Source organism: Macrococcus sp. CoH-51_TC_04 (genome assembly GCF_058188655.1).
On the sequence record NZ_JBVGOY010000003.1, the window covers coordinates 140815 to 159900 of the forward strand.

The 19086-nt window shown below is 37.8% G+C and carries 20 protein-coding genes and 1 rRNA gene; 3 read left to right on the forward strand and 18 right to left on the reverse strand.

What is annotated here, in order from left to right:
- Positions 1 to 127: 127 nt before the first annotated feature.
- Positions 128 to 1819, forward strand: a complete 1692-nt coding sequence (locus ACZ2V4_RS04735; protein WP_419895125.1) for a M3 family oligoendopeptidase — start codon at positions 128 to 130, stop codon at positions 1817 to 1819.
- A gap of 64 nt (positions 1820 to 1883) precedes the next feature.
- Here ACZ2V4_RS04735 and ACZ2V4_RS04740 read toward each other — a convergent pair whose 3' ends face one another.
- Entirely contained in the window at positions 1884 to 2792 is a 909-nt protein-coding gene (locus ACZ2V4_RS04740; RefSeq protein WP_490514561.1) for an LPXTG cell wall anchor domain-containing protein, read from the reverse strand.
- Positions 2793 to 3011: 219 nt separating this feature from the next.
- Between ACZ2V4_RS04740 and ACZ2V4_RS04745 the strand changes: the two genes are divergently transcribed.
- Entirely contained in the window at positions 3012 to 3860 is an 849-nt protein-coding gene (locus tag ACZ2V4_RS04745) for a VOC family protein (protein WP_490514562.1), read from the forward strand.
- Between the two features lie 154 nt (positions 3861 to 4014).
- Here the strand turns inward: ACZ2V4_RS04745 and ACZ2V4_RS04750 are convergent, their stop codons facing one another.
- From ACZ2V4_RS04750 to ACZ2V4_RS04770, 5 genes are all read right to left on the reverse strand, one after another.
- Complete coding sequence (locus ACZ2V4_RS04750; protein ID WP_015912217.1) at positions 4015 to 4872, reverse strand: MurR/RpiR family transcriptional regulator; 858 nt, start codon at positions 4870 to 4872, stop codon at positions 4015 to 4017.
- Positions 4873 to 5007: 135 nt separating this feature from the next.
- Positions 5008 to 5709, reverse strand: a complete 702-nt coding sequence (locus ACZ2V4_RS04755) for a GH32 C-terminal domain-containing protein (RefSeq protein WP_157821018.1) — start codon at positions 5707 to 5709, stop codon at positions 5008 to 5010.
- A gap of 68 nt (positions 5710 to 5777) precedes the next feature.
- Complete coding sequence (tatC, locus tag ACZ2V4_RS04760; RefSeq protein ID WP_015912219.1) at positions 5778 to 6533, reverse strand: twin-arginine translocase subunit TatC; 756 nt, start codon at positions 6531 to 6533, stop codon at positions 5778 to 5780.
- Between the two features lie 60 nt (positions 6534 to 6593).
- Complete coding sequence (locus tag ACZ2V4_RS04765; RefSeq protein WP_099482721.1) at positions 6594 to 6782, reverse strand: twin-arginine translocase TatA/TatE family subunit; 189 nt, start codon at positions 6780 to 6782, stop codon at positions 6594 to 6596.
- Between the two features lie 12 nt (positions 6783 to 6794).
- Positions 6795 to 7427 (reverse strand): redox-sensing transcriptional repressor Rex, encoded by a 633-nt coding sequence (locus ACZ2V4_RS04770; protein WP_041636186.1) that lies wholly within the window; start codon positions 7425 to 7427, stop codon positions 6795 to 6797.
- Between the two features lie 151 nt (positions 7428 to 7578).
- Here ACZ2V4_RS04770 and ACZ2V4_RS04775 point away from each other — a divergent pair, with 151 nt between their 5' ends.
- On the forward strand, positions 7579 to 9498 hold the full coding sequence (locus ACZ2V4_RS04775; protein ID WP_490514563.1) for an ABC-F family ATP-binding cassette domain-containing protein: 1920 nt from the start codon (positions 7579 to 7581) through the stop codon (positions 9496 to 9498).
- 394 nt (positions 9499 to 9892) lie between these two features.
- Here the strand turns inward: ACZ2V4_RS04775 and tsaD are convergent, their stop codons facing one another.
- The 12 genes from tsaD to hslO form a co-directional block, all read right to left on the reverse strand.
- Complete coding sequence (gene tsaD / locus ACZ2V4_RS04780) at positions 9893 to 10900, reverse strand: tRNA (adenosine(37)-N6)-threonylcarbamoyltransferase complex transferase subunit TsaD (RefSeq protein WP_283722410.1); 1008 nt, start codon at positions 10898 to 10900, stop codon at positions 9893 to 9895.
- A complete protein-coding gene (rimI, locus tag ACZ2V4_RS04785) occupies positions 10897 to 11319 on the reverse strand; it encodes a ribosomal protein S18-alanine N-acetyltransferase (RefSeq protein WP_490514574.1) in 423 nt (140 codons plus the stop codon). Before rimI ends, tsaD begins: the two co-directional genes overlap by 4 nt.
- Positions 11320 to 11330: 11 nt before the next feature.
- Positions 11331 to 11993 carry a tRNA (adenosine(37)-N6)-threonylcarbamoyltransferase complex dimerization subunit type 1 TsaB gene (tsaB, locus tag ACZ2V4_RS04790; protein WP_101035871.1) on the reverse strand — a complete coding sequence of 221 codons (663 nt, stop codon included), beginning with the start codon at positions 11991 to 11993 and terminating at the stop codon, positions 11331 to 11333.
- A complete protein-coding gene (gene tsaE / locus ACZ2V4_RS04795) occupies positions 11974 to 12435 on the reverse strand; it encodes a tRNA (adenosine(37)-N6)-threonylcarbamoyltransferase complex ATPase subunit type 1 TsaE (protein WP_219493134.1) in 462 nt (153 codons plus the stop codon). Before tsaE ends, tsaB begins: the two co-directional genes overlap by 20 nt.
- 130 nt (positions 12436 to 12565) lie before the next feature.
- A 5S ribosomal RNA gene (gene rrf / locus ACZ2V4_RS04800) occupies positions 12566 to 12680 on the reverse strand.
- Positions 12681 to 12950: 270 nt separating this feature from the next.
- On the reverse strand, positions 12951 to 14438 hold the full coding sequence (lysS, locus tag ACZ2V4_RS04805; RefSeq protein ID WP_219493331.1) for a lysine--tRNA ligase: 1488 nt from the start codon (positions 14436 to 14438) through the stop codon (positions 12951 to 12953).
- A 1-nt stretch (position 14439) separates the two neighbouring features.
- A complete protein-coding gene (gene dusB / locus ACZ2V4_RS04810; protein ID WP_099482366.1) occupies positions 14440 to 15444 on the reverse strand; it encodes a tRNA dihydrouridine synthase DusB in 1005 nt (334 codons plus the stop codon).
- Positions 15445 to 15454: 10 nt separating this feature from the next.
- Positions 15455 to 15928 (reverse strand): 2-amino-4-hydroxy-6-hydroxymethyldihydropteridine diphosphokinase, encoded by a 474-nt coding sequence (gene folK / locus ACZ2V4_RS04815; RefSeq protein WP_219493333.1) that lies wholly within the window; start codon positions 15926 to 15928, stop codon positions 15455 to 15457.
- Positions 15929 to 16291: a dihydroneopterin aldolase gene (gene folB, locus ACZ2V4_RS04820; protein ID WP_219493335.1), complete on the reverse strand. Its 363-nt coding sequence runs from the start codon at positions 16289 to 16291 to the stop codon at positions 15929 to 15931.
- The gene (folP, locus tag ACZ2V4_RS04825) at positions 16281 to 17069 is read right to left on the reverse strand and encodes a dihydropteroate synthase (RefSeq protein ID WP_219493337.1); all 789 of its coding nucleotides are present in this window, start codon (positions 17067 to 17069) and stop codon (positions 16281 to 16283) included. The genes folB and folP overlap by 11 nt, the downstream gene beginning before the upstream one ends.
- A gap of 111 nt (positions 17070 to 17180) precedes the next feature.
- Positions 17181 to 18113, reverse strand: a complete 933-nt coding sequence (cysK, locus tag ACZ2V4_RS04830) for a cysteine synthase A (protein ID WP_490514564.1) — start codon at positions 18111 to 18113, stop codon at positions 17181 to 17183.
- Between the two features lie 93 nt (positions 18114 to 18206).
- Positions 18207 to 19082 (reverse strand): Hsp33 family molecular chaperone HslO, encoded by an 876-nt coding sequence (gene hslO / locus ACZ2V4_RS04835; RefSeq protein WP_219493340.1) that lies wholly within the window; start codon positions 19080 to 19082, stop codon positions 18207 to 18209.
- Positions 19083 to 19086: the final 4 nt, after the last annotated feature.

A 19086-nucleotide genomic window follows, 5' to 3' on the forward strand; every position in this document is an offset into this window, starting at 1 on the left:
CTCCTCAGCGTATTAATTTAATTATACTATTAAATAACAGATTTTTAAGAATTTTTGTATTTCATTATTTCGATTATTGAAGTATTATTAGAATAGTAAGAAAAATTAGACAATGAGGAGCAGCTATATGACAACATTCCAAAACTATAAATATGAGCGACCTGACTTGCATGCAGTTGACCAATCTATCGATCAGTTACTTGAACAGTTTGAAGCAGCATCATCTGCTGAAGCACAAATAAAGCTGATTGATGAGATTAACGTAGTAAGAAAGCATCTTGATACTGCAATGAATCTTGCTTACGTGCGTGCTTCAATTAATACAAATGATGCATTTTATTCTGAAGAGCGAGATTATCTGGATGCACATGGTGGAGAAGTCATTCAGATTGAATCCAAGTTCTATAATGCACTTGCAAATAGTAAATTTAAAGATGAATTGCGTGAAACCTATGGTGACCAGCTGTTTGATCTTGCTGAGCTGTTCGTGAAACAGTACGATGATTCAATCAAGGATCTCTTGAACAAAGAAAATAAAATCTCATCTGAATATAGTAAGCTCGTTGCTTCAGCAGAAATTGAATTTAAAGGTGAAACATACACGTTCGCTCAGATGGGACAATTTCTCGATTCTGCAGACAGATCCGTACGTAAGGAAGCGAAACTTGCAATGGAAGAATATCGTGCTGCGCAGTTAGAGCAGTACGATGCAATCTATGATCGCCTCGTTAAAGTACGCCATGAAATCGCAACGAAACTTGGCTTTAAGAACTTTATCGAACTTGGTTATGTGCGTATGAACCGAGTGGATTACACACCCGACATGGTAAAGAGATATCGTGATCAGATTCATAAGCATGTTGTCCCAGTTGCACAAAGTTTGTATCAGTCTCAAATGAAGCGTAATGGATGGGATAGCTTAAAGCCATACGATGAGAACATTGTGTTCTTATCAGGGAACGAGAAACCAAAAGATGATGGGAAAACAATCTTAGAGAACGGTCGTAAAATGTATAAAGAGCTCAGTGCAGAAACAGATGAATTCTACCAGTTCATGATGGACCGCGAACTGTTTGATGCAGAAGCGAAGAAAGGGAAAGAGGCTGGAGGTTACTGTACGTTTATTCAAGACTATAAATCGCCGTTTATCTTCTCTAACTTTAATGGAACAGATCATGATATTACCGTACTTACACATGAAGCTGGGCATGCATTTCAAGTATACCGTTCACAGGACTTAATTCCGGACTATTTATGGCCGACGCACGAATCATGTGAAATTCATTCAATGAGTATGGAGTTCTTCACATATAAATGGATGGATCTCTTCTTTAACAACCCAGATAAGTTCAAATATAAACATATCGGGGATGCCATCAAGTTCTTACCTTATGGTGTGGCCGTTGATGAATTTCAGCATATCGTCTATGAGCATCCTGAATTAACGCCGCAAGAACGTCGTGCTGAATGGACGAAGCTTGAACAGAAGTATCTGCCGCATAAAGATCATGACGGAATCGCGTCTTTAGAAAGCGGTGCATTCTGGCATCGTCAAGGTCATATCTTTGGGTCGCCGTTCTATTATATTGACTACACGCTTGCACAAGTTTGTGCCTTCCAGTTCTTCAAACGTTCAACAGAGGATTTTGAAGAGGCATGGAAAGATTATCTGCACATCTGTGATATTGGTGGGTCATTACCATTCAATAAAATTGTTGAAGCGGCAAACTTACGCTCTCCATTCCAAGATGGTGCATTAGAAGATACGATGACTTTCCTTGAAGATTATCTTGATGAAATCGATACGAGCAATTTTTAGTTTACTATAAAGATATCCCCATCGATATATTGTATCGATGGGGATATTATTTCATTGTGATACGTTATAATCTTCTTAATAAGATTAATCCTGATAACAACAAACTCACAGATGCTAATACATACATGAAGACATTTTCACCTGTATCGGGCAGCTCAGAATGCTTTTTTACTTTTTGTTTTTGCTTTGAAGTCGTTTTTGAATCCTCGTCTTGATGGTTTTTTTTAGATTTACCAATTTCACGTGTCACGAGGTCACACACTTGTTTATCAAGCACTGCATAATACGCTTCGCCATCTGTTGGTTTAAACTTTCCTGGCTTAATGCCAAGCAAATCATCATCTTCTTCAAGAGAAGGATGTTCCGGCTCACTATCACTAGGTTCTACTGGACTCACCGGAGTATCAGGCAACTCAGGAATATCAACTGTGCCTGCTGACGGTTCATTTAAAGGTGACTTCTCTCTCACCGATTGATTATCACTATCTTGTGGAGGCGTTATTACTGAATCTGTAAACTCTTCACCTGTAGGTGATTCTATCGGTTCTTGGAGTGCTGGACCCTCTGTTGTTGGATGTTCTGTAACGGGATATTCTGCTGTTGGGCGTTCAGTCGGTTGATCGACTTCAACTGAAGGTAATTCTGTCGTTAATGTCTGTTCTTTGGATGGTAATACTGTGGTCATTGCTTCTGTTGTTGGTGCTTCTGTTGTTGGTGCCTCTGTTGTTGGCATTTCTGTCGTCTCATCATCCTTGATAATTTCAGTAGACAAAATTTCAATTACCGGGCTTTCTGAACTTTTGTCTTCAGTCGATTTCAATGAAGATTCGGTATTTATAGATTCTACTTGCTCACTTGATGGCTGTTCTACTGTCACTGAGTTATCTGCTGCTTCAGTCAGCGCTGCATGGTACGACGTTAAACCGAACGTACATACCAATGCCGCAACAGCTTTCACCTTAAATTTGTGCATTTTTAATTCCTCCAATTTCCACTTAGATTAATTATAATGGAGAATGTACACTTTTTCTATGATGAGGATGCATTGTTACACACATTTAACATTTCATATATAAATGAAACATATCAAAATCTAATGCCAGAAATGAATGTTTTGCAATTCTAACAAATTTTAGTATAATTAATATATCAAATATAAAATATATATAATACATTGTAAAGAGGGATAATAATGGAGAAACAATTCTTTTCGAAAGACACACATATTGGTGCTGTACATCTTAACGTTAACTTTATGGATAACAGCGTAAAGTTTTATCATGAAATATTAGGTATGGATATTATCGAGCATACCCCTTCATTTTCAGCACTTGGGGTTAATGATAGCGTTCTAATCTACTTATATCAGACGAATCATGCGCGTGTTCAAACTGCAGGGCTGTTTCACTTTGCACTATTAGTTCCTTCTCGTGCTGCGCTTGGCAATATTTTCTACCACCTCATTAAGACTGAATATCCGTTAGCAGGTGCGAGCAATCATGATGTTTCAGAAGCCATCTATTTGCAGGACCCGGAAGGTAATGGGATAGAGATTTACAGAGATGTGCCAAGCAATGAATGGCAGTTTGAACCAAATGGTGATATCGTCATGGGTACATCTGAGATGGATTATGCAGCTGTTATTGAAGCGAATCATAACCGTCCATTCGATGGTATGCCGAAGGACACAATCATCGGACATATGCATCTATCAGTCATTGATTTAAATCAGTCCATTGCATTCTATAATGAATTGTTTGGATTAGATGTAATGACTCGCTATGGTAGTCAGGCGGCATTTATAGCAACAGCCGGGTATCATCATCATCTCGGATTAAATACATGGCAACATCAGACCGAGCGCGCGCGTCTTGACTATCCAGGATTAAGGAAATTTGATCTGAATATCCCGAACGAAGAAGACCTCCAGCACTTTTTAGAAACATTATCAGAAAAAGGATTAACTCAGTCAAAAGACGAGAATTCAAATATTATATATGACCCTAGCGGCATTGGAATTAGAATAATGACAAAAAATTAGAAGTGTAAACTATGGGATTATTTAAGAAAAATATAGCAAGCTTTTTAGGCACTATGAGAAGAATGAGGACCGTTTCATCATAAAAAATAAAAGCATCTATAAAAAGCTGCAGGTATAGCACCGATAATTCGGTACATACATGCAGCTTTTTATATTATAAGTTCTCTTGTTCGTGCGTAATTTTACGTGTTTCATTTAAATTCTGCATATTAGATAATACTGTATCCTTTAAATACGCACAAACTCTTAAATAAAGTACGTCCACAATTGTAAGTTGTGCTGTACGTACTGTCATATATCCTAAATTGATTTCATTTTCTTCTTTCGCCATCGCAAGTACAATATCCGCCATACGAATAGCAGGAGATGAGAACTTTTGTGTTAATAATATAATCTTAATCCCTTTCTCTTTTGCATATTTACAAATATCTGTAATAACCTTATTCTTACTTGTTTCAGATGTAACGAATAATACATCTCCTGCTTCATAGTGTCCTAATAATGTAATCGCAGATAAAAGATCTGTTGCCAGAATTGCAGACTGATCAATATTCATCAGCTTTACATGCAAATCTGTCGCAACAACTCTTGAGTTCCCGACGCCAAAGATCATAACGCGTTTTGCACTTGTAATTGCCTGGGCCGCTTCATCAATTACTTTAGCAGAAATGACCTTCTCTGTATTATAAAGTGCTTGAATTGTATTGTTGAAGACTTTCTCTTTCATTACTTCTTCATCGTCTGTTAATTCAATCTTCGTCGGTACCTTTTTATCTGCAATTGTGTGAAGTTCACGTGCGAGCTCCACCTTAACCACTTTAATCCCAGATAATCCAAGACGCTTACTGAAGCGTACAATGGCTGCTTCACTTGTATTTGAAAGATGTGCAATTTCTTTGATTGGTAAGTTGACCACCTTTTCAGGGTACTCAATGACAACGTCGGCAATCCTTTTTTCAACTGGTGTAAAGCTATCGTACATCTTTGTAATTTGACCTAATACTGAATACATAATTTCAGCTCCTTACATCTTATTCAATTAATGTTATGCCCTATTTAATTTCAATTCGCTAGCTTCACTTCAGTATAAATATACTATTTGCTGAAAACAATTAAAACAAAAATTTTCTAAAATTTGTGGATGTTTTTATGCATCCTTTAAATCATACTTCCATAGCTTCAAATAAACATCCCCATGAACCGCCGATGTTCTAATGCCATCTGCTGATTCTGATGTATTAATACGCGTGGACATTACTGCTTCTCCATCATTGATAAATATCTCTATCGTCTGTTTATGAACAATGCAGTGTAACTTTGTCAATGGTTCGTGCAACGTAATAAACTTTGTATAGGGTTCATCAATCAAACCACTATCCGAACGATCCACAGTAAATATTCTTTTCTCTGTGTCATAGATCAATACCGTGCGCTCTTTTCTTGAAACACGTAATTCAAGTATATATTCTAAGGCATTATTCTCTATAATCTCAGCGACAAGTTCATAATTATTGCCTTCATAAGGATGCAGGCGAACATTCTTCCTTGTGGCGTAACCTTCTGCTGTTTCAAGTTTGCCTTGCCTACTAGAAGAAAGTAGTGGCCGTTGTCTTAGCTGTCCATCCTCGATTGACACAATCCTTGGTGTAGCAAGTACATCACCAATTCTGCCGATTAATAGGCAACGGTCTTGTTCATCCAGCATAAAGGTGACGGGCTGATAATCGAATCCATGGTCAGCAATATTATAATTCAATTGTGATGGATACACATCTAACTTGCTGCCGACTTGCGCTTCAAGTTCCTCTAATTCCTGCTCTGTTAATGGCACTATCTGGGATTCCTTCATCATAATTCTCCTTGAAATATATTACTTATATTCTATCAGAAAATATAAAAAAAGAAGTAGCTTTGTCACTACTTCTCAAGTTCTTCTTCAATCAGTTTCTGTTCACCTTTTAAATATTGTCTATAGCCGATCTTGCTTATTTGGATACTCACTTCATACAGCAGTAACATCGGCACAGCGAACATTAAATACGTCATAAAGTCAGCAGGTGCAATTAATGCGGCAAAGACAAATAAAATAAAATAAGCATACTTACGGTTCTTACTTAAGAACATCGGTGTGACGATACCAAGTCGTGTTAAGAACAGTAAAAGAATCGGTAACTGAAAGACAAACCCGAAAGGCAGCGTAAAGCGCAGCATTTCGTTAAAGTACTCTCTTACACCAATCATCTGGTTGACACCAATCTCGCTTGCGAGCCCTAACGTAAAGAAGATGAGGTAAGGAAATACTAAATAATAACTGAACAATAGCCCAGCAAGAAATAATATAATACTGATCGGAATATATGCTAACGTAGCGCTTCTTTCTTTGGGATGCAGTCCGGGTGAGATAAACGCCCATATTTGATACAGAATAACAGGCGAGATTAAGATGAGTGCAATTAACATAATCACTGTAATATAAATTGTCAGCGGATCACTTACTTTAAAGTAATGTAAAGTAATTTCTTTTGGCACATCATCCTTCGTCAAGTACTTTGTGACCGGCTTTCCGAAGTAGAATCCGACGATAACGCCTGCTACTAAGAAGTAACAGACTGTCATAATTCGTTTACGCAGTTCTTCTAAATGCTCAACTACTGTTAAATCATCTTTATTCATGTAAGGAATTGACCTCCTCATACAAAAAGCGGCACTACATCGCCGCTTTAAAATTTCAATTTATTTGATATCTTTGTTATCTTTATCTTCGTGATCCTTCATGATGCCATCTGTTGCATCTTTGAATTCTTTAAGAGATGTTCCCATGGCACGACCAAACTCTGGTAATTTCTTAGGACCAAAGATAATTAAAGCGATAATTCCTAGAAATATAACAACTGGTCCTGATAATGCTAAACCTAAAAACATATATTTATCCCCCTAATGATTTTTCATAAAGAAAATTAATGATTGTAATTCTACGCCGAGATCAATGTGATGTACATGTACTCCGCTCGGTACATTTAAACGTTCTGGTGTAAAGTTTAATATACCTTTTATTTGTGCTTTTGTCACTCTATTTGCGACGTCTTGAGCAACACTACCTGGAACCGTTAAGATAACGACTTGAATCCCTGTAGCTTCTACAACCTTCTCAAACTCTTTCATATCCTGAACTTCAATCTTGCCAATCTTACGACCAATCGCTTCATCATTCACATCGAATGCTGCTGTTATCTTCATTCTATCATTAATCGAGAAGTTGTAGTTCACTAGTGCTGTCCCTAAATTACCGACACCGATAATCGCGACCTTCGTAATCATATCTTGCTGTAACGTCGTCTTAAAGAAATTTAGCAGGAATTTAACGTTATATCCGTATCCTTTCTTGCCAAGTTCTCCAAAATAAGAAAAATCTCTGCGTATTGTTGCAGAATCAATCTGTAATCCTTCACTTAATTCCTTACTGCTCACTCGTTCAACATTTGAATTATATAACGTATTAACAAAACGATAATATAAAGGAAGTCGTTTCAAAGTGGCTTTAGGAATCTTGATTTGGTCCTTCGACATCCTATTCACCCGTTTCTATTTTTTGTGATAACTTTCACATCGATATAATTATAACATCTATACTAATAAATGACTATGTGAAATTATGAATTAACGATAAATGATTCCCACTGATATCACACTACTGTACAATAAAAGAGAGGTGAACAAAGTGATACTATTACAAGCTAGTAATTTAACAAAATCCTATTCAGGTGAAAATATATTCTCAAATGTAAAATTTGAAGTTAAATCCAATGACCGTATAGCCATTGTCGGCAGAAATGGTGCCGGAAAGACGACATTAATGAAGATTCTTGCTGGAACTGAAGACTACGATTCAGGTCATCTGTCTATTGCTAAACATGTAAACGTTGGTTACTTAACACAGCAGATGACTTTAAATGCTGAAGGTACAGTCTATGAGGCTATGAAGAAACCCTTCTTACATTTAGAGCGCATGCAGCAGGAGTTAAATAGCATCGCCACTTACTTAAGTGAACAGAGTGAAGATGCACAGAGTGATGCATATCAAGAGAAATTAGCAGAATACGAAAGACTGCAGCAAAAGTTCGAATCACAAGATGGTTATTTATATGAAACGAAGATCAAATCTGTCTTAACAGGATTAAGCTTCACAGAAGAAGACTTCCATAAGAAAATAGATAACTTCTCTGGCGGACAGAAGACACGTCTCGCACTTGCTGAGATGCTACTTCATAATCCCGACTTACTATTACTTGATGAACCGACGAACCATCTTGATATGGATACAACTGCATGGCTGGAAAATTACTTAACGACGTACAACGGTGCCATCGTCATTATTTCACATGACCGTTATTTCTTAGATAAGGTTGCGAATACAGTATATGATGTCGCGCTCGGACAAGTAACGAAATATGCCGGTAACTATTCAAAATTTATTGAACTGCGTGATCAATTCTATGATAAGATGCAGGCCGAATATGAGCGTCAGCAGGCTGAAATCAAACGACTAGAAACATTCGTACAGAAGAATATTACACGTGCATCGACGAGTGGCATGGCAAAGTCCCGCCGCAAAGTATTAGAGAAGATGACAAAGATCGATATGCCAAAACAAGACGACCACTCAATGAACCTGCGCTTTACTATAGATAAAGAAACAGGAAATGACGTACTGCGTTGTACTGATCTTGCAATCGGCTATTCAACGCCTCTTGCAACCAATATCAACTTTGATGTCTCTAAACAAGACGCAATCGCATTTATCGGCCCGAATGGCATCGGCAAGACAACGCTCATCAAAACAATTGCTAAATTATTAAAGCCTCTTTCTGGAGAGGTTCATTACGGTGCAAACTTGTCGATTGGTTATTACGATCAGAAACAAGCTGAATTCTCATCGAACAATACCGTGCTGGAAGAATTATGGCAGTACTATCCTGCAATGCCTGAGAAAGAAATCAGAACTGTGCTTGGACGTTTCTTATTCGTACAAGATGATGTCAAGAAAATCATCAATGACTTATCCGGTGGCGAAAAAGCTCGACTCCAGCTCGCAAAGCTTAGCCTTGAAAATCATAACGTGCTCATACTCGATGAGCCGACGAACCATTTAGACATCGATGCGAAAGAAGTACTGGAAGATGCACTCATCCATTACCCAGGAACATTGCTCTTTGTCAGTCACGACCGTTATTTTATCAACAAACTCGCAACGAAAGTATTCCATATGGATAAAGAGGGCGGGCGTATGTTCCTAGGCGACTATTCTTACTTCATTGAAAAAGAAGAAGAACGTATGGCCATACTTGCACATCAAGCAGAAGAACAAACGAAATCCGTAAATAAAGAGAACGACTATAACGCATTCAAAGCGAACCAAAAAGAGATCAGAAAGCTAGAGCGACAAAAAGAAAAGCTGGAAACGCAAATCGAAACAAACGAAGAGCGTATCAATGAAATTGAACTCGAACTTACAAAGCCAGAAGTATTCAGTGATATCGAAAAAGCAAACACATTCAATGAAGAACTTATTATACTCAATAGTGAAAATGAAAAATTACTTGAAAAATGGTCAGACATCGAAATGGCATTAGAAGGATAATTTTTCATTAATACACGCTATTTTCTGAAAACAGATATTCACACAGTTATACACAATAAAAATGTTATATTATAAGTAATCCACAAAGTTATTATACTTATCCACAGATTTGCAGCAAAAACATATCGCTTTTAATGTGTAAAAAGTACTATTGACATATAGTTATGCACATTTTGTTAACAACTTGTGTACAAGTACGTATGTTCGTGTTTTTTAATCAATATATATTCTATCGGTTAATTTATAATAAATTAGGCATAGCGTGCATGTATGGGAAGCATTATTCTTTCTAAATTATTAGATTTCTATGCTATGATTTTACAATAAAAAGGAAGTCATCCATTACGATGACTTCCTTTTTATTGTGACAGCTACTTTACTATCAACTTTGTAACTATAGATCGATATTTGAACGTCCATTTAAGTCCATCGTTCCAAGCTTGCCTGCAATATATTGATAATAAGCTGCTGCTCCAATCATTGCCGCGTTATCTGTGCATAGATTTAACGGTGGTATTAATAGTTTAACATCATTGCTATCACACATCGTTTCCATACGTGCACGGATGCCACGGTTTGCCGCCACACCTCCACATATAAGTAACTGTTTAATATCATAATCTTTTAGCGCTTTAAACGTCTGTGTAGTTAATACATCAATAACACTTGCTTGAAAACTTGCAGCAACATCTTCTTTGTTGTAGCTGATCCCTTTTTGATTTAAATTGTGCAGTTTATTAATGACTGCACTTTTAAGTCCACTGAAGCTAAAATCATAATCATCCATAATCGGACGTGGAAATTCTAGTACATCTTCCCCACTTGCAGCAAGTCTATCGACATGAGGCCCGCCTGGATAAGGTAAGTCTATCGTTCTTGCTACTTTATCATATGCTTCGCCAACTGCATCATCTCGAGTTTCGCCAATCACTTCAAAAGCCATATGATCCTTCATGAGCACAAGTTCTGTATGTCCTCCGGAAATGACGAGTGCAAGCATCGGGAATGTCAATCGTTCTTCAATATGATTCGCATAGACGTGTCCTGCAATATGATGTACTGGTATCAGAGGTTTACTGTGTGCGAGTGCCAATGCCTTCGCCGCATTTATACCGACAAGCAATGCACCAATTAACCCTGGTCCTTCAGTCACAGCTACAGCATCAATGTCATCCCAAGTCATATGCGCTTCAACAAGTGCTTCTTCAATAACCATCGTAATATTCTCAACGTGATGTCTACTCGCTACTTCAGGTACGACACCACCAAATCGCTTATGTGATTCAATTTGAGAATTGACGACGTTACTTAATACTTCATAGCCATTACGTACAACACTTGCTGCAGTCTCATCACAGCTTGTTTCTATTGCCAAAATCGTTATATCTTTCTCACTATTCATCGTAATTTCACCCACATCACTTTCGCATCCTCACCAGTACCATAATAGTCGCGTCTAATGCCTCCATAGGTAAAGCCAAGACTTTCATACAGTCCTCGTGCTGCATTATTCTCTACTCTTACTTCTAAACTCATCATTTCACATGTTATTCGTGCATAGTTCATTACATACTCTAGTAATAGCTTTCCATAACCAAATCCTCTAAACTGTTCATTCACTGCAACAGTCGTAATTTGCGCCTGATCTACCACAATCCACATGCCTAGATAGCCAATCACTACTCCATCCAGAACAAGTACAAAGTAGTGCGCAAATTCATTTTTCTCCAGTTCATGATAGAAAGCATCCAATGTCCACGATCCACTCGGAAAGGCCTTTTGCTCAATATCATATACTGACGGGACATCTCCCGGTTCCATCTTTCTAATAACTAATCCTGTTTGTTCAGCCAATTGCGTTCTGCCTCCGATATCCTTAAATATGTCGGTTCAAATGTGTGAACGTTCACTGGATGATCTATATCAATTAAACGACGCATTTCAGCACTTCTAGGAATACAATAAAATACAGGACCCTTTAACGTATCTTCAAGTTTCACAGCATCCATCCCTAAGAATATATAAGGTAAGTGCTGGGCCTTTAATTTAGCATTTAATTCATCTATAGAAATATAACAATCCTCTTCAACACGTTCTAATCTAACACCTTTATAACGATACATTCCTGTATACACATGATTTCTACGCGCATCAAATATAGGAATTAACAGGAATTCATGCATCCTTACAGTTGCCGCTAACGCAGCTAAGCTAGAAACTGAATATAAAGGGACATTCAAAGTATACGCCAACGTCTTAGCAGCTGTCACACCGATACGGAGACCAGTATAAGATCCTGGTCCTGAAGCAACGACGATGCCTTCAATATCTTTCATCGTTAACTGTGTATACTTCAATAAACGCTCGATCTGACTCATTAATGTAATAGAATGATTAATACGCATACCACTGTTAAATTCAGCAAGTACACTATCACCATCAGTAATACTCACGGATAAAGGCTGATTACTCGTATCAATATGCAGTAACTTCATCAATAATCTGCTCCTTTAAGCGATTTCCTCTAGAACCCATCGCCTGAATCTCTATTTCACGTTTTGAATCTTCAATATACTTAAGATTAAGCTCAATATAATCTTCTGGAAGGAATTCTTCAATCATCTCAGGCCATTCAACAATTGTGACACCATCTCCGTAGAAATATTCATCAAATCCAAGATCATCTTCCGCACCTTCAAGACGATAGCAGTCCATATGGTGAAACGGAAGCTTACCTTCGTACGATTTTATAATATTAAATGTAGGAGAAGTAATCTTCTGTTCTATACCAAGTGCTTTCCCAAAAAATTGGCTGAAAGTCGTCTTACCAGCCCCTAGATCACCATGGAGCAACAACACGTCCCCACGCGTAACAAGCGTCGCAATTGTTTGTGCGAGACGCTCTGTATCTTCAATTGAATTTATCGTTATTTTCATGTAACACACTCACTTCAATTTATTTTAAATATCTATTATTGTAACACATTTAATTTACTTAAATTAAGACATAAAAAAAAGAGACCTAACAGGTCCCCAATGTGCGGCTCATCGCATCCATTTATATATTGCCCGGCAACGTCCTACTCTCGCGGATCGTAAGACCAACTACCATCGGCGCTAGAGAGCTTAACTTCTGTGTTCGGTATGGGAACAGGTGTGACCTCTCTGCCATCGTCACCAGACAAATTTTCAATACTTATATAAGTATAACAGCTTCGAAGATATTTTCAATAGTAAATTTTACACTGCGTTCATGAACTTTACAATTGATTTATTTTCTTTAATGCCACTCGTTTCAAGCGACTTTTATATCTTACAAAATACTCATGTTAAAGTCAACACTTTTTCAATACTTTTTTTCTCATTCTTAAAGTTTTATTTTTCTGATAAATAATTATGCAATAAAAAAACGCTAAAAACCCTTGTTTAAAGGGATTTAGCGCTTAAATTCATTATTTATGTCTCATGTATGGGAATAATAATACATCTCGGATTGATGCACTATCTGTAAGCAACATTACTAAACGGTCAATACCGATACCGAGTCCTCCTGTTGGTGGCATACCATATTCTAATGCTTCGATGTAATCTTCATCCATTTCGTGCGCTTCGTCATTGCCTTGGGCTTTCTCTTCCATTTGCGCTAAGAAACGTTGTTTTTGGTCAATCGGGTCATTTAACTCAGTAAATGCATTCGCGTGTTCACGACGTACAATAAACAATTCAAAACGATCTGTGAAACGTTTATCTTCGGGATTTTGTTTTGCAAGTGGTGATACTTCAACAGGATGGCCATATATAAATGTTGGCTGCACTAAATTTTCTTCTACTTTTTGTTCGAAGAATTCATTTAATACATGACCGTATTTCATATTCGGCTTTACTTCTACACCATGTTCTTTTGCAAGCGCATGTGCTTCTTCGTCTGTATTTACATTATAGAAATCAACACCTGTAAATTCTTTTACAGCATCAACCATATGCCATCTACGCCATTTTGGTGCAAGGTGAATCTCTTCACCATCATACGTTACTGTTGTAGATCCAGTTACTTTCTCCGCAATATAAGCTACCATCTCTTCAGTTAAATCCATAATATCGTTATAATCAGCATAAGCTTCATATAATTCGATCATTGTAAATTCAGGATTGTGACGTGTTGAAATTCCTTCGTTACGGAACACGCGTCCAATTTCATAAACTTTCTCTAATCCACCAACGATTAATCGTTTTAAGTGTAATTCAATCGCAATACGCATGTATAATTCCATGTCTAACGCATTATGATGTGTAACGAACGGACGTGCTGCGGCACCTCCGGCAATTGTATGCATCATTGGCGTTTCTACTTCTAAGAAGCCTTTTGCATTTAAGTAGCTACGCATCTCCTGAATAATTTTACTACGTGTAATGAACGTCTGTGTTGATTCATCGCTTGTAATTAAATCAAGATAACGTTGACGGTAACGTTGTTCTACGTCTTGTAAGCCGTGGAATTTGTCAGGTAATGGGCGTAAAGCTTTCGCAAGCATCGTAAATGATGTTGCCTTAACAGAAAGTTCTCCAGTATTCGTCTTAAACATTACACCTTCAACACCTACAATATCTCCTAGATCAGCACTGTTCCATAAATCGAACTGTTCATCACCCACTGCGTCTTTGCGAACGTAAATCTGAATTTGTCCTTCTAAATCTTTGACATGGGCAAATCCTGCCTTACCTTTACCACGCTTCGTCATAATACGTCCTGCAATCGAAACGTGAGACTCCGCTTCTTTATCATGTAATTCTTCTTTAGAAAAAGCATCCCAATCTTCTTTTAAGCTTTTAGATGTTGCTGTTCTTTCAAACTTCTGTCCAAATGGATCGATTCCTAAATCCAATAAATCTTGCATTTTTTGACGGCGAACCAGCATTTGGTCATTTAATTCTTCAGTCATATTATTCTACTCCTTCTAAAATTTTAGATTCTGATGCTTCTACTTCTTGTTCGAATGTTCTAAGTATATCAACTAATTCATCGCGTGTCTCAGCCTGATTGATTAATTTTCTTGCTTTACCGTTACCTCTAATACCTTTTAAATACCATGATGCATGTTTACGCATTTCCATTACCGCTACCTTTTCACCTTTTAAATTGATCAGACGGTCTAAATGCAATACTGCAACATCCATCTTCTCTGAAATCGGTGGTTCTGGCATAAGTTCTCCAGTTTCTAAATAATGTACTGTTCTATAAATCATCCACGGGTTACCCAGTGCTTCACGACCAATCATAACTGCATCTACACCGGTCTCATCCAGCATCTTCTTAGCAAGTTCCGGACTTGTAACATCACCATTCCCGATAACCGGGATACTTACCGCTTCTTTTACTTGGCGAATGACGTCCCAGTCTGCATGACCTTCATACATCTGCACACGTGTTCTACCGTGTACTGCTATTGCTGATGCTCCTGCTTTTTCAATCATCTTCGCATTCTCTACAGCGTAAATATGTTCATCATCCCATCCAATGCGCATCTTTACAGTTACCGGTTTATTTACTGCTTCGACTACAGCAGAAACCATTTCATAAATTTTCGGTGGGTCCAATAACCATCTGGCACCCGCTTCACATTTAATAATTTTAGAAACCGGGCAACCCATATTTATATCGATAATATCTGCAGTTGTATTTTGATCAACATATTTCGCTGCTTCAACAAGCGTCTCTTTTTCTCCACCAAAGATTTGAAGTGACAATGGGCGTTCATTTTCATCAATATACAGCATCTTCATCGTTTTTTCGTTGTTAAACAAAATTGCTTTATCACTTACCATTTCAGCGCATACTAATCCTGCACCAAATTCTTTAACCGTCAATCTAAATGCCGCATTACATACACCAGCCATAGGCGCAAGCACTACTTTGTTATTAATTTCAATATCTCCAATTTTCCACATATCATTACCCTCACTTATATTGTCTTACTTCCGGGTCCATAGTTACAAGTTCTCTAATTTTCTTATTTAAGACAGGATGTACTGCTTCAGATGCAATTTCAGCTAACGGGATGAGTACGAAGCTTCGCTCATGCATAAAAGGATGTGGTACTTTCAACCTATCATGTTCAATAACAATCTCATCTATTAACAATACGTCTAAATCTATCGTTCTCGGACCCCAATGAATTTTACGTTCGCGACCTAATTCAAGTTCAATACGCTGAATTTCATTTAAAAATGAAATCGGTGTTAAACTCGTTTCAACAACCGCTGCACCATTTAAAAAGTCGTCCTGCTCAACCCCACCAACAGGGACAGTTTCATACAAAGATGATACTGCTAAAAGCTTTGTATCTTGAATTTGCTCAAGCTTTCGCAATGCTTCGTTTATTTGATATTCTCTATCACCTATATTGCTGCCAAAGCTAATATAAACTTTCATTTATTGACGCTCCCTGACGATTTCTACACCCACACCATCATACACACCAGGTATTGGTGGATTTTGTTTTGTAATCTTTACTTTTAACGCCATTATCTGATTATAGTGATTGAAGAGTGTTTTTGCAATACGTTCTGCTACATGCTCAAGTAGTTTAGACTGAATTTGCATCTCGCGCTTCACATCTTCATATACTGCACCGTAGTTTACAGTATGTTCCAGATCATCTGTTTCGCCTGCATGCTTCAAATCTACATCAAGAGAAACGTCTACGATAAAGATCTGACCTATTTCATTTTCCGCTTCAAACACACCATGATACGCATAGAATTGCATTCCATCTATAAATATTCTATCCATCACAATCTCCTTTTAGTTGATCCATTACACGTAAAAATCTACTATTCATCAAAACATTATGAACGCGCACCGCATCTACACCTGCATTCACACCAATTGCCGTTGTTGCAAGTGTCCCTTCATCACGATCGGCAGGTACTGAGTTGTCGTTCAGTAATTCTTTCACCATACGTTTACGACTAGTAGCTAACAATACTTTATATCCTATTTGCGTAAGTTCTTCAAGCCTTCTCATAACCTCAACTTCTTGATTACGGTTCTTTGCAAACCCAATACCTGGATCAAGCCAAATTTTATCTCTTTCAATGCCAGCTTGTTCTGCTGCTCTTGCTTGTGTACATAAATCTGTGATCATATGTTCCATCACATCACCAACGACTTCCGTCTCTGCATTGTGCATCAATACAATATCTGCATCGTACTGTGCTACAACATCGAACATCGACTGATCAAACTTTCCAGCCCATTGGTCATTAATAATACTGCATCCTGCCTTCAGAGCTTCACGCGCTACTTCACTACGAAAAGTATCTACTGAAAGCAGTACCTTTTCATCTTTCAGCGCTTCTATCACCGGAATAACGCGATTTAATTCTTCTTCGATAGAAATCTCTGTATATCCAGGTCGCGTTGAATAGCCACCGATATCAATAATATCCGCACCTTCTTCAATCATCTCTCGCGCATGACTTACCGCGGTTTGTAAAGTATTATATTTTCCACCATCCGAAAATGAATCAGGAGTTACATTCAGGATTCCCATTACTTGTGTTCGTTTCACTTATCTCACCTCATCTTAGTTTGTAAATATTATATCAAAAATAGACAAGGTATAAAAAAATAACAAAATCCCACAAAAATCAATCGATTTAAGTGGGATTCAATATGGTTATTAATCCGCTAAGTTAGCAAATAATACTGTTGATAAATAACGCTCCCCGTTACTTGGGATGATTGCAATAACATTTTTATCTTCACCAAGTTCGACCGCTTTATCAATTGCAGCTTTGACCGCAGCACCTGATGAAATTCCTACAAGAATACCTTCTTCTTTGGCTATTTTTCGACTCATTTCCATCGCTTCATCATTCGTTACTTGCTGAATGTTTGTATAAACCTCTGTATCTAAAGTTTGAGGTACAAAGCCTGCGCCGATACCTTGTATTTTATGCGGTCCAGGTTGTCCGCCACCTAATACTGGAGAATCGGCAGGTTCTACCGCGACAATCTCAACATCTGGATTATGTTTTTTTAATACGCGTCCAGCACCTGTTAGTGTTCCGCCCGTACCAACACCTGAAATAAAGGCATCAATCGATAACCCTTCCATCGCTTCAATAATCTCAGGTCCTGTCGTCAGTTCGTGCACTTTAGGGTTGGACATGTTTTCAAATTGTTGCGGCATAAAGTAACCATTTTGTTCTTTAAGTTCATTCGCTTTTTGAATTGCACCCTTCATTCCCTCAGCGCCAGGAGTAAGTACGAGCTCAGCACCATATGCACGTAACAATGTACGACGCTCTTGACTCATCGTATCCGGCATAACTAAAGTCGCTTTATAACCTTTTGCTGCTGCCACCATTGCAAGACCAATTCCAGTATTTCCTGACGTCGGTTCGACAATCGTATCACCAGGTTTAATAATACCTTCTTTTTCGGCTGCTTCAATCATCGCAAGTGCGATTCTATCTTTCACTGAGCTTCCTGGATTTTGATACTCTAACTTTACATAAATATTTGCTGCTCCAGCTGGAACAATATTGTTCAACTTAACTAAAGGTGTATTCCCGATTAAGTCTGTAATGCATTCAACTCTTTGTGTCATGATAATTCCTCCAAATTGTAATTTTATTCTTATTACACTTATCGGATTTATTATATCAAATTCACACACAAGATAAAAATATTCAAGCTTATATTAATCTGTAATCAATGCTCTAAGATCTTCTTCAGAATAATGATATTGTTCTCTACAGAAATGACACTCTACTTCTGCACCATGATCTTCTTCAATCATGCTTACAATTTCCGCCTCTCCTAAGCCTTTAATAGCAGCAAGAAACTTCTCTCTACCACAATTACATTTAAATTCTATAGGCATCTGATCGAGTATACGAATATTGTCTTCTCCAAGCACTTCTTCAAGCACTTGTTCAGGAGACAAACCACGATCAATCAAAGTTGAGATTGGAGTTAAGTTCGCAAGACGCTCTTCTAATAAAGAGATTGTTTCTTCGCTCGCACCAGGCATCAGCTGAATGATAAAACCACCTGCTGCTTCAGTAACTTCTTCAGGTGTACATAATACACCGAGACCTACAGCACTTGGTACTTGTTCACTTGTCGCAAAATAGTAGGTAAAATCTTCAGCAATTTCACCATTATGCAATTCAGTAGATCCTGTAAAGTAGTCTCTCATCCCTATATCTTTAACCACTCGTAAAAACCCATTTGCTCCCACTGCGGCACCAACATTCATCTTACCTGGACGAATAGATTCAACTTCTATATGTGGATTTTCTACGTAACCTCTTACTTCACCTTTACCATTCGCATCAACAACGATTTGTCCTAATGGTCCGCCACCATTAATCGTTATCGTCAATTTTTCTTCATTCTTTAACATTGCACCCATCATCGCTCCAGCAGTAATCGTTCTACCTAACGCCGCTGTTCCTACACGCCATGTGTCATGCTTTTGTCTTGCAGTTTCAACTGTATTTGTAGTACGTACACTAAAGGCACGTACTTCATCATTAAATGCTAAGGCTCTTACTAAATAATCTTGTGTCATCTTG

What these genes read in the sequence shown, in the direction of transcription:
- ACZ2V4_RS04735 (WP_419895125.1), top strand. Translation starts at nt 128, where the DNA reads ATGACAACATTCCAAAACTATAAATATGAGCGACCTGACTTGCATGCA.
- tsaD (WP_283722410.1), bottom strand. Translation starts at nt 10,900, where the DNA reads ATGAATAGTGAGAAAGATATAACGATTTTGGCAATAGAAACAAGCTGT.
- ACZ2V4_RS04765 (WP_099482721.1), bottom strand. Translation starts at nt 6,782, where the DNA reads ATGTTTTTAGGTTTAGCATTATCAGGACCAGTTGTTATATTTCTAGGA.
- ACZ2V4_RS04740 (WP_490514561.1), bottom strand. Translation starts at nt 2,792, where the DNA reads ATGCACAAATTTAAGGTGAAAGCTGTTGCGGCATTGGTATGTACGTTC.
- tsaB (WP_101035871.1), bottom strand. Translation starts at nt 11,993, where the DNA reads ATGAAGTTACTGCATATTGATACGAGTAATCAGCCTTTATCCGTGAGT.
- cysK (WP_490514564.1), bottom strand. Translation starts at nt 18,113, where the DNA reads ATGACACAAAGAGTTGAATGCATTACAGACTTAATCGGGAATACACCT.
- dusB (WP_099482366.1), bottom strand. Translation starts at nt 15,444, where the DNA reads ATGTGGAAAATTGGAGATATTGAAATTAATAACAAAGTAGTGCTTGCG.
- lysS (WP_219493331.1), bottom strand. Translation starts at nt 14,438, where the DNA reads ATGACTGAAGAATTAAATGACCAAATGCTGGTTCGCCGTCAAAAAATG.
- rimI (WP_490514574.1), bottom strand. Translation starts at nt 11,319, where the DNA reads ATGGAACCGGGAGATGTCCCGTCAGTATATGATATTGAGCAAAAGGCC.
- tatC (WP_015912219.1), bottom strand. Translation starts at nt 6,533, where the DNA reads ATGAATAAAGATGATTTAACAGTAGTTGAGCATTTAGAAGAACTGCGT.
- ACZ2V4_RS04770 (WP_041636186.1), bottom strand. Translation starts at nt 7,427, where the DNA reads ATGTCGAAGGACCAAATCAAGATTCCTAAAGCCACTTTGAAACGACTT.
- ACZ2V4_RS04745 (WP_490514562.1), top strand. Translation starts at nt 3,012, where the DNA reads ATGGAGAAACAATTCTTTTCGAAAGACACACATATTGGTGCTGTACAT.
- hslO (WP_219493340.1), bottom strand. Translation starts at nt 19,082, where the DNA reads ATGACACAAGATTATTTAGTAAGAGCCTTAGCATTTAATGATGAAGTA.
- folK (WP_219493333.1), bottom strand. Translation starts at nt 15,928, where the DNA reads ATGAAAGTTTATATTAGCTTTGGCAGCAATATAGGTGATAGAGAATAT.
- tsaE (WP_219493134.1), bottom strand. Translation starts at nt 12,435, where the DNA reads ATGAAAATAACGATAAATTCAATTGAAGATACAGAGCGTCTCGCACAA.
- ACZ2V4_RS04755 (WP_157821018.1), bottom strand. Translation starts at nt 5,709, where the DNA reads ATGAAGGAATCCCAGATAGTGCCATTAACAGAGCAGGAATTAGAGGAA.
- ACZ2V4_RS04750 (WP_015912217.1), bottom strand. Translation starts at nt 4,872, where the DNA reads ATGTATTCAGTATTAGGTCAAATTACAAAGATGTACGATAGCTTTACA.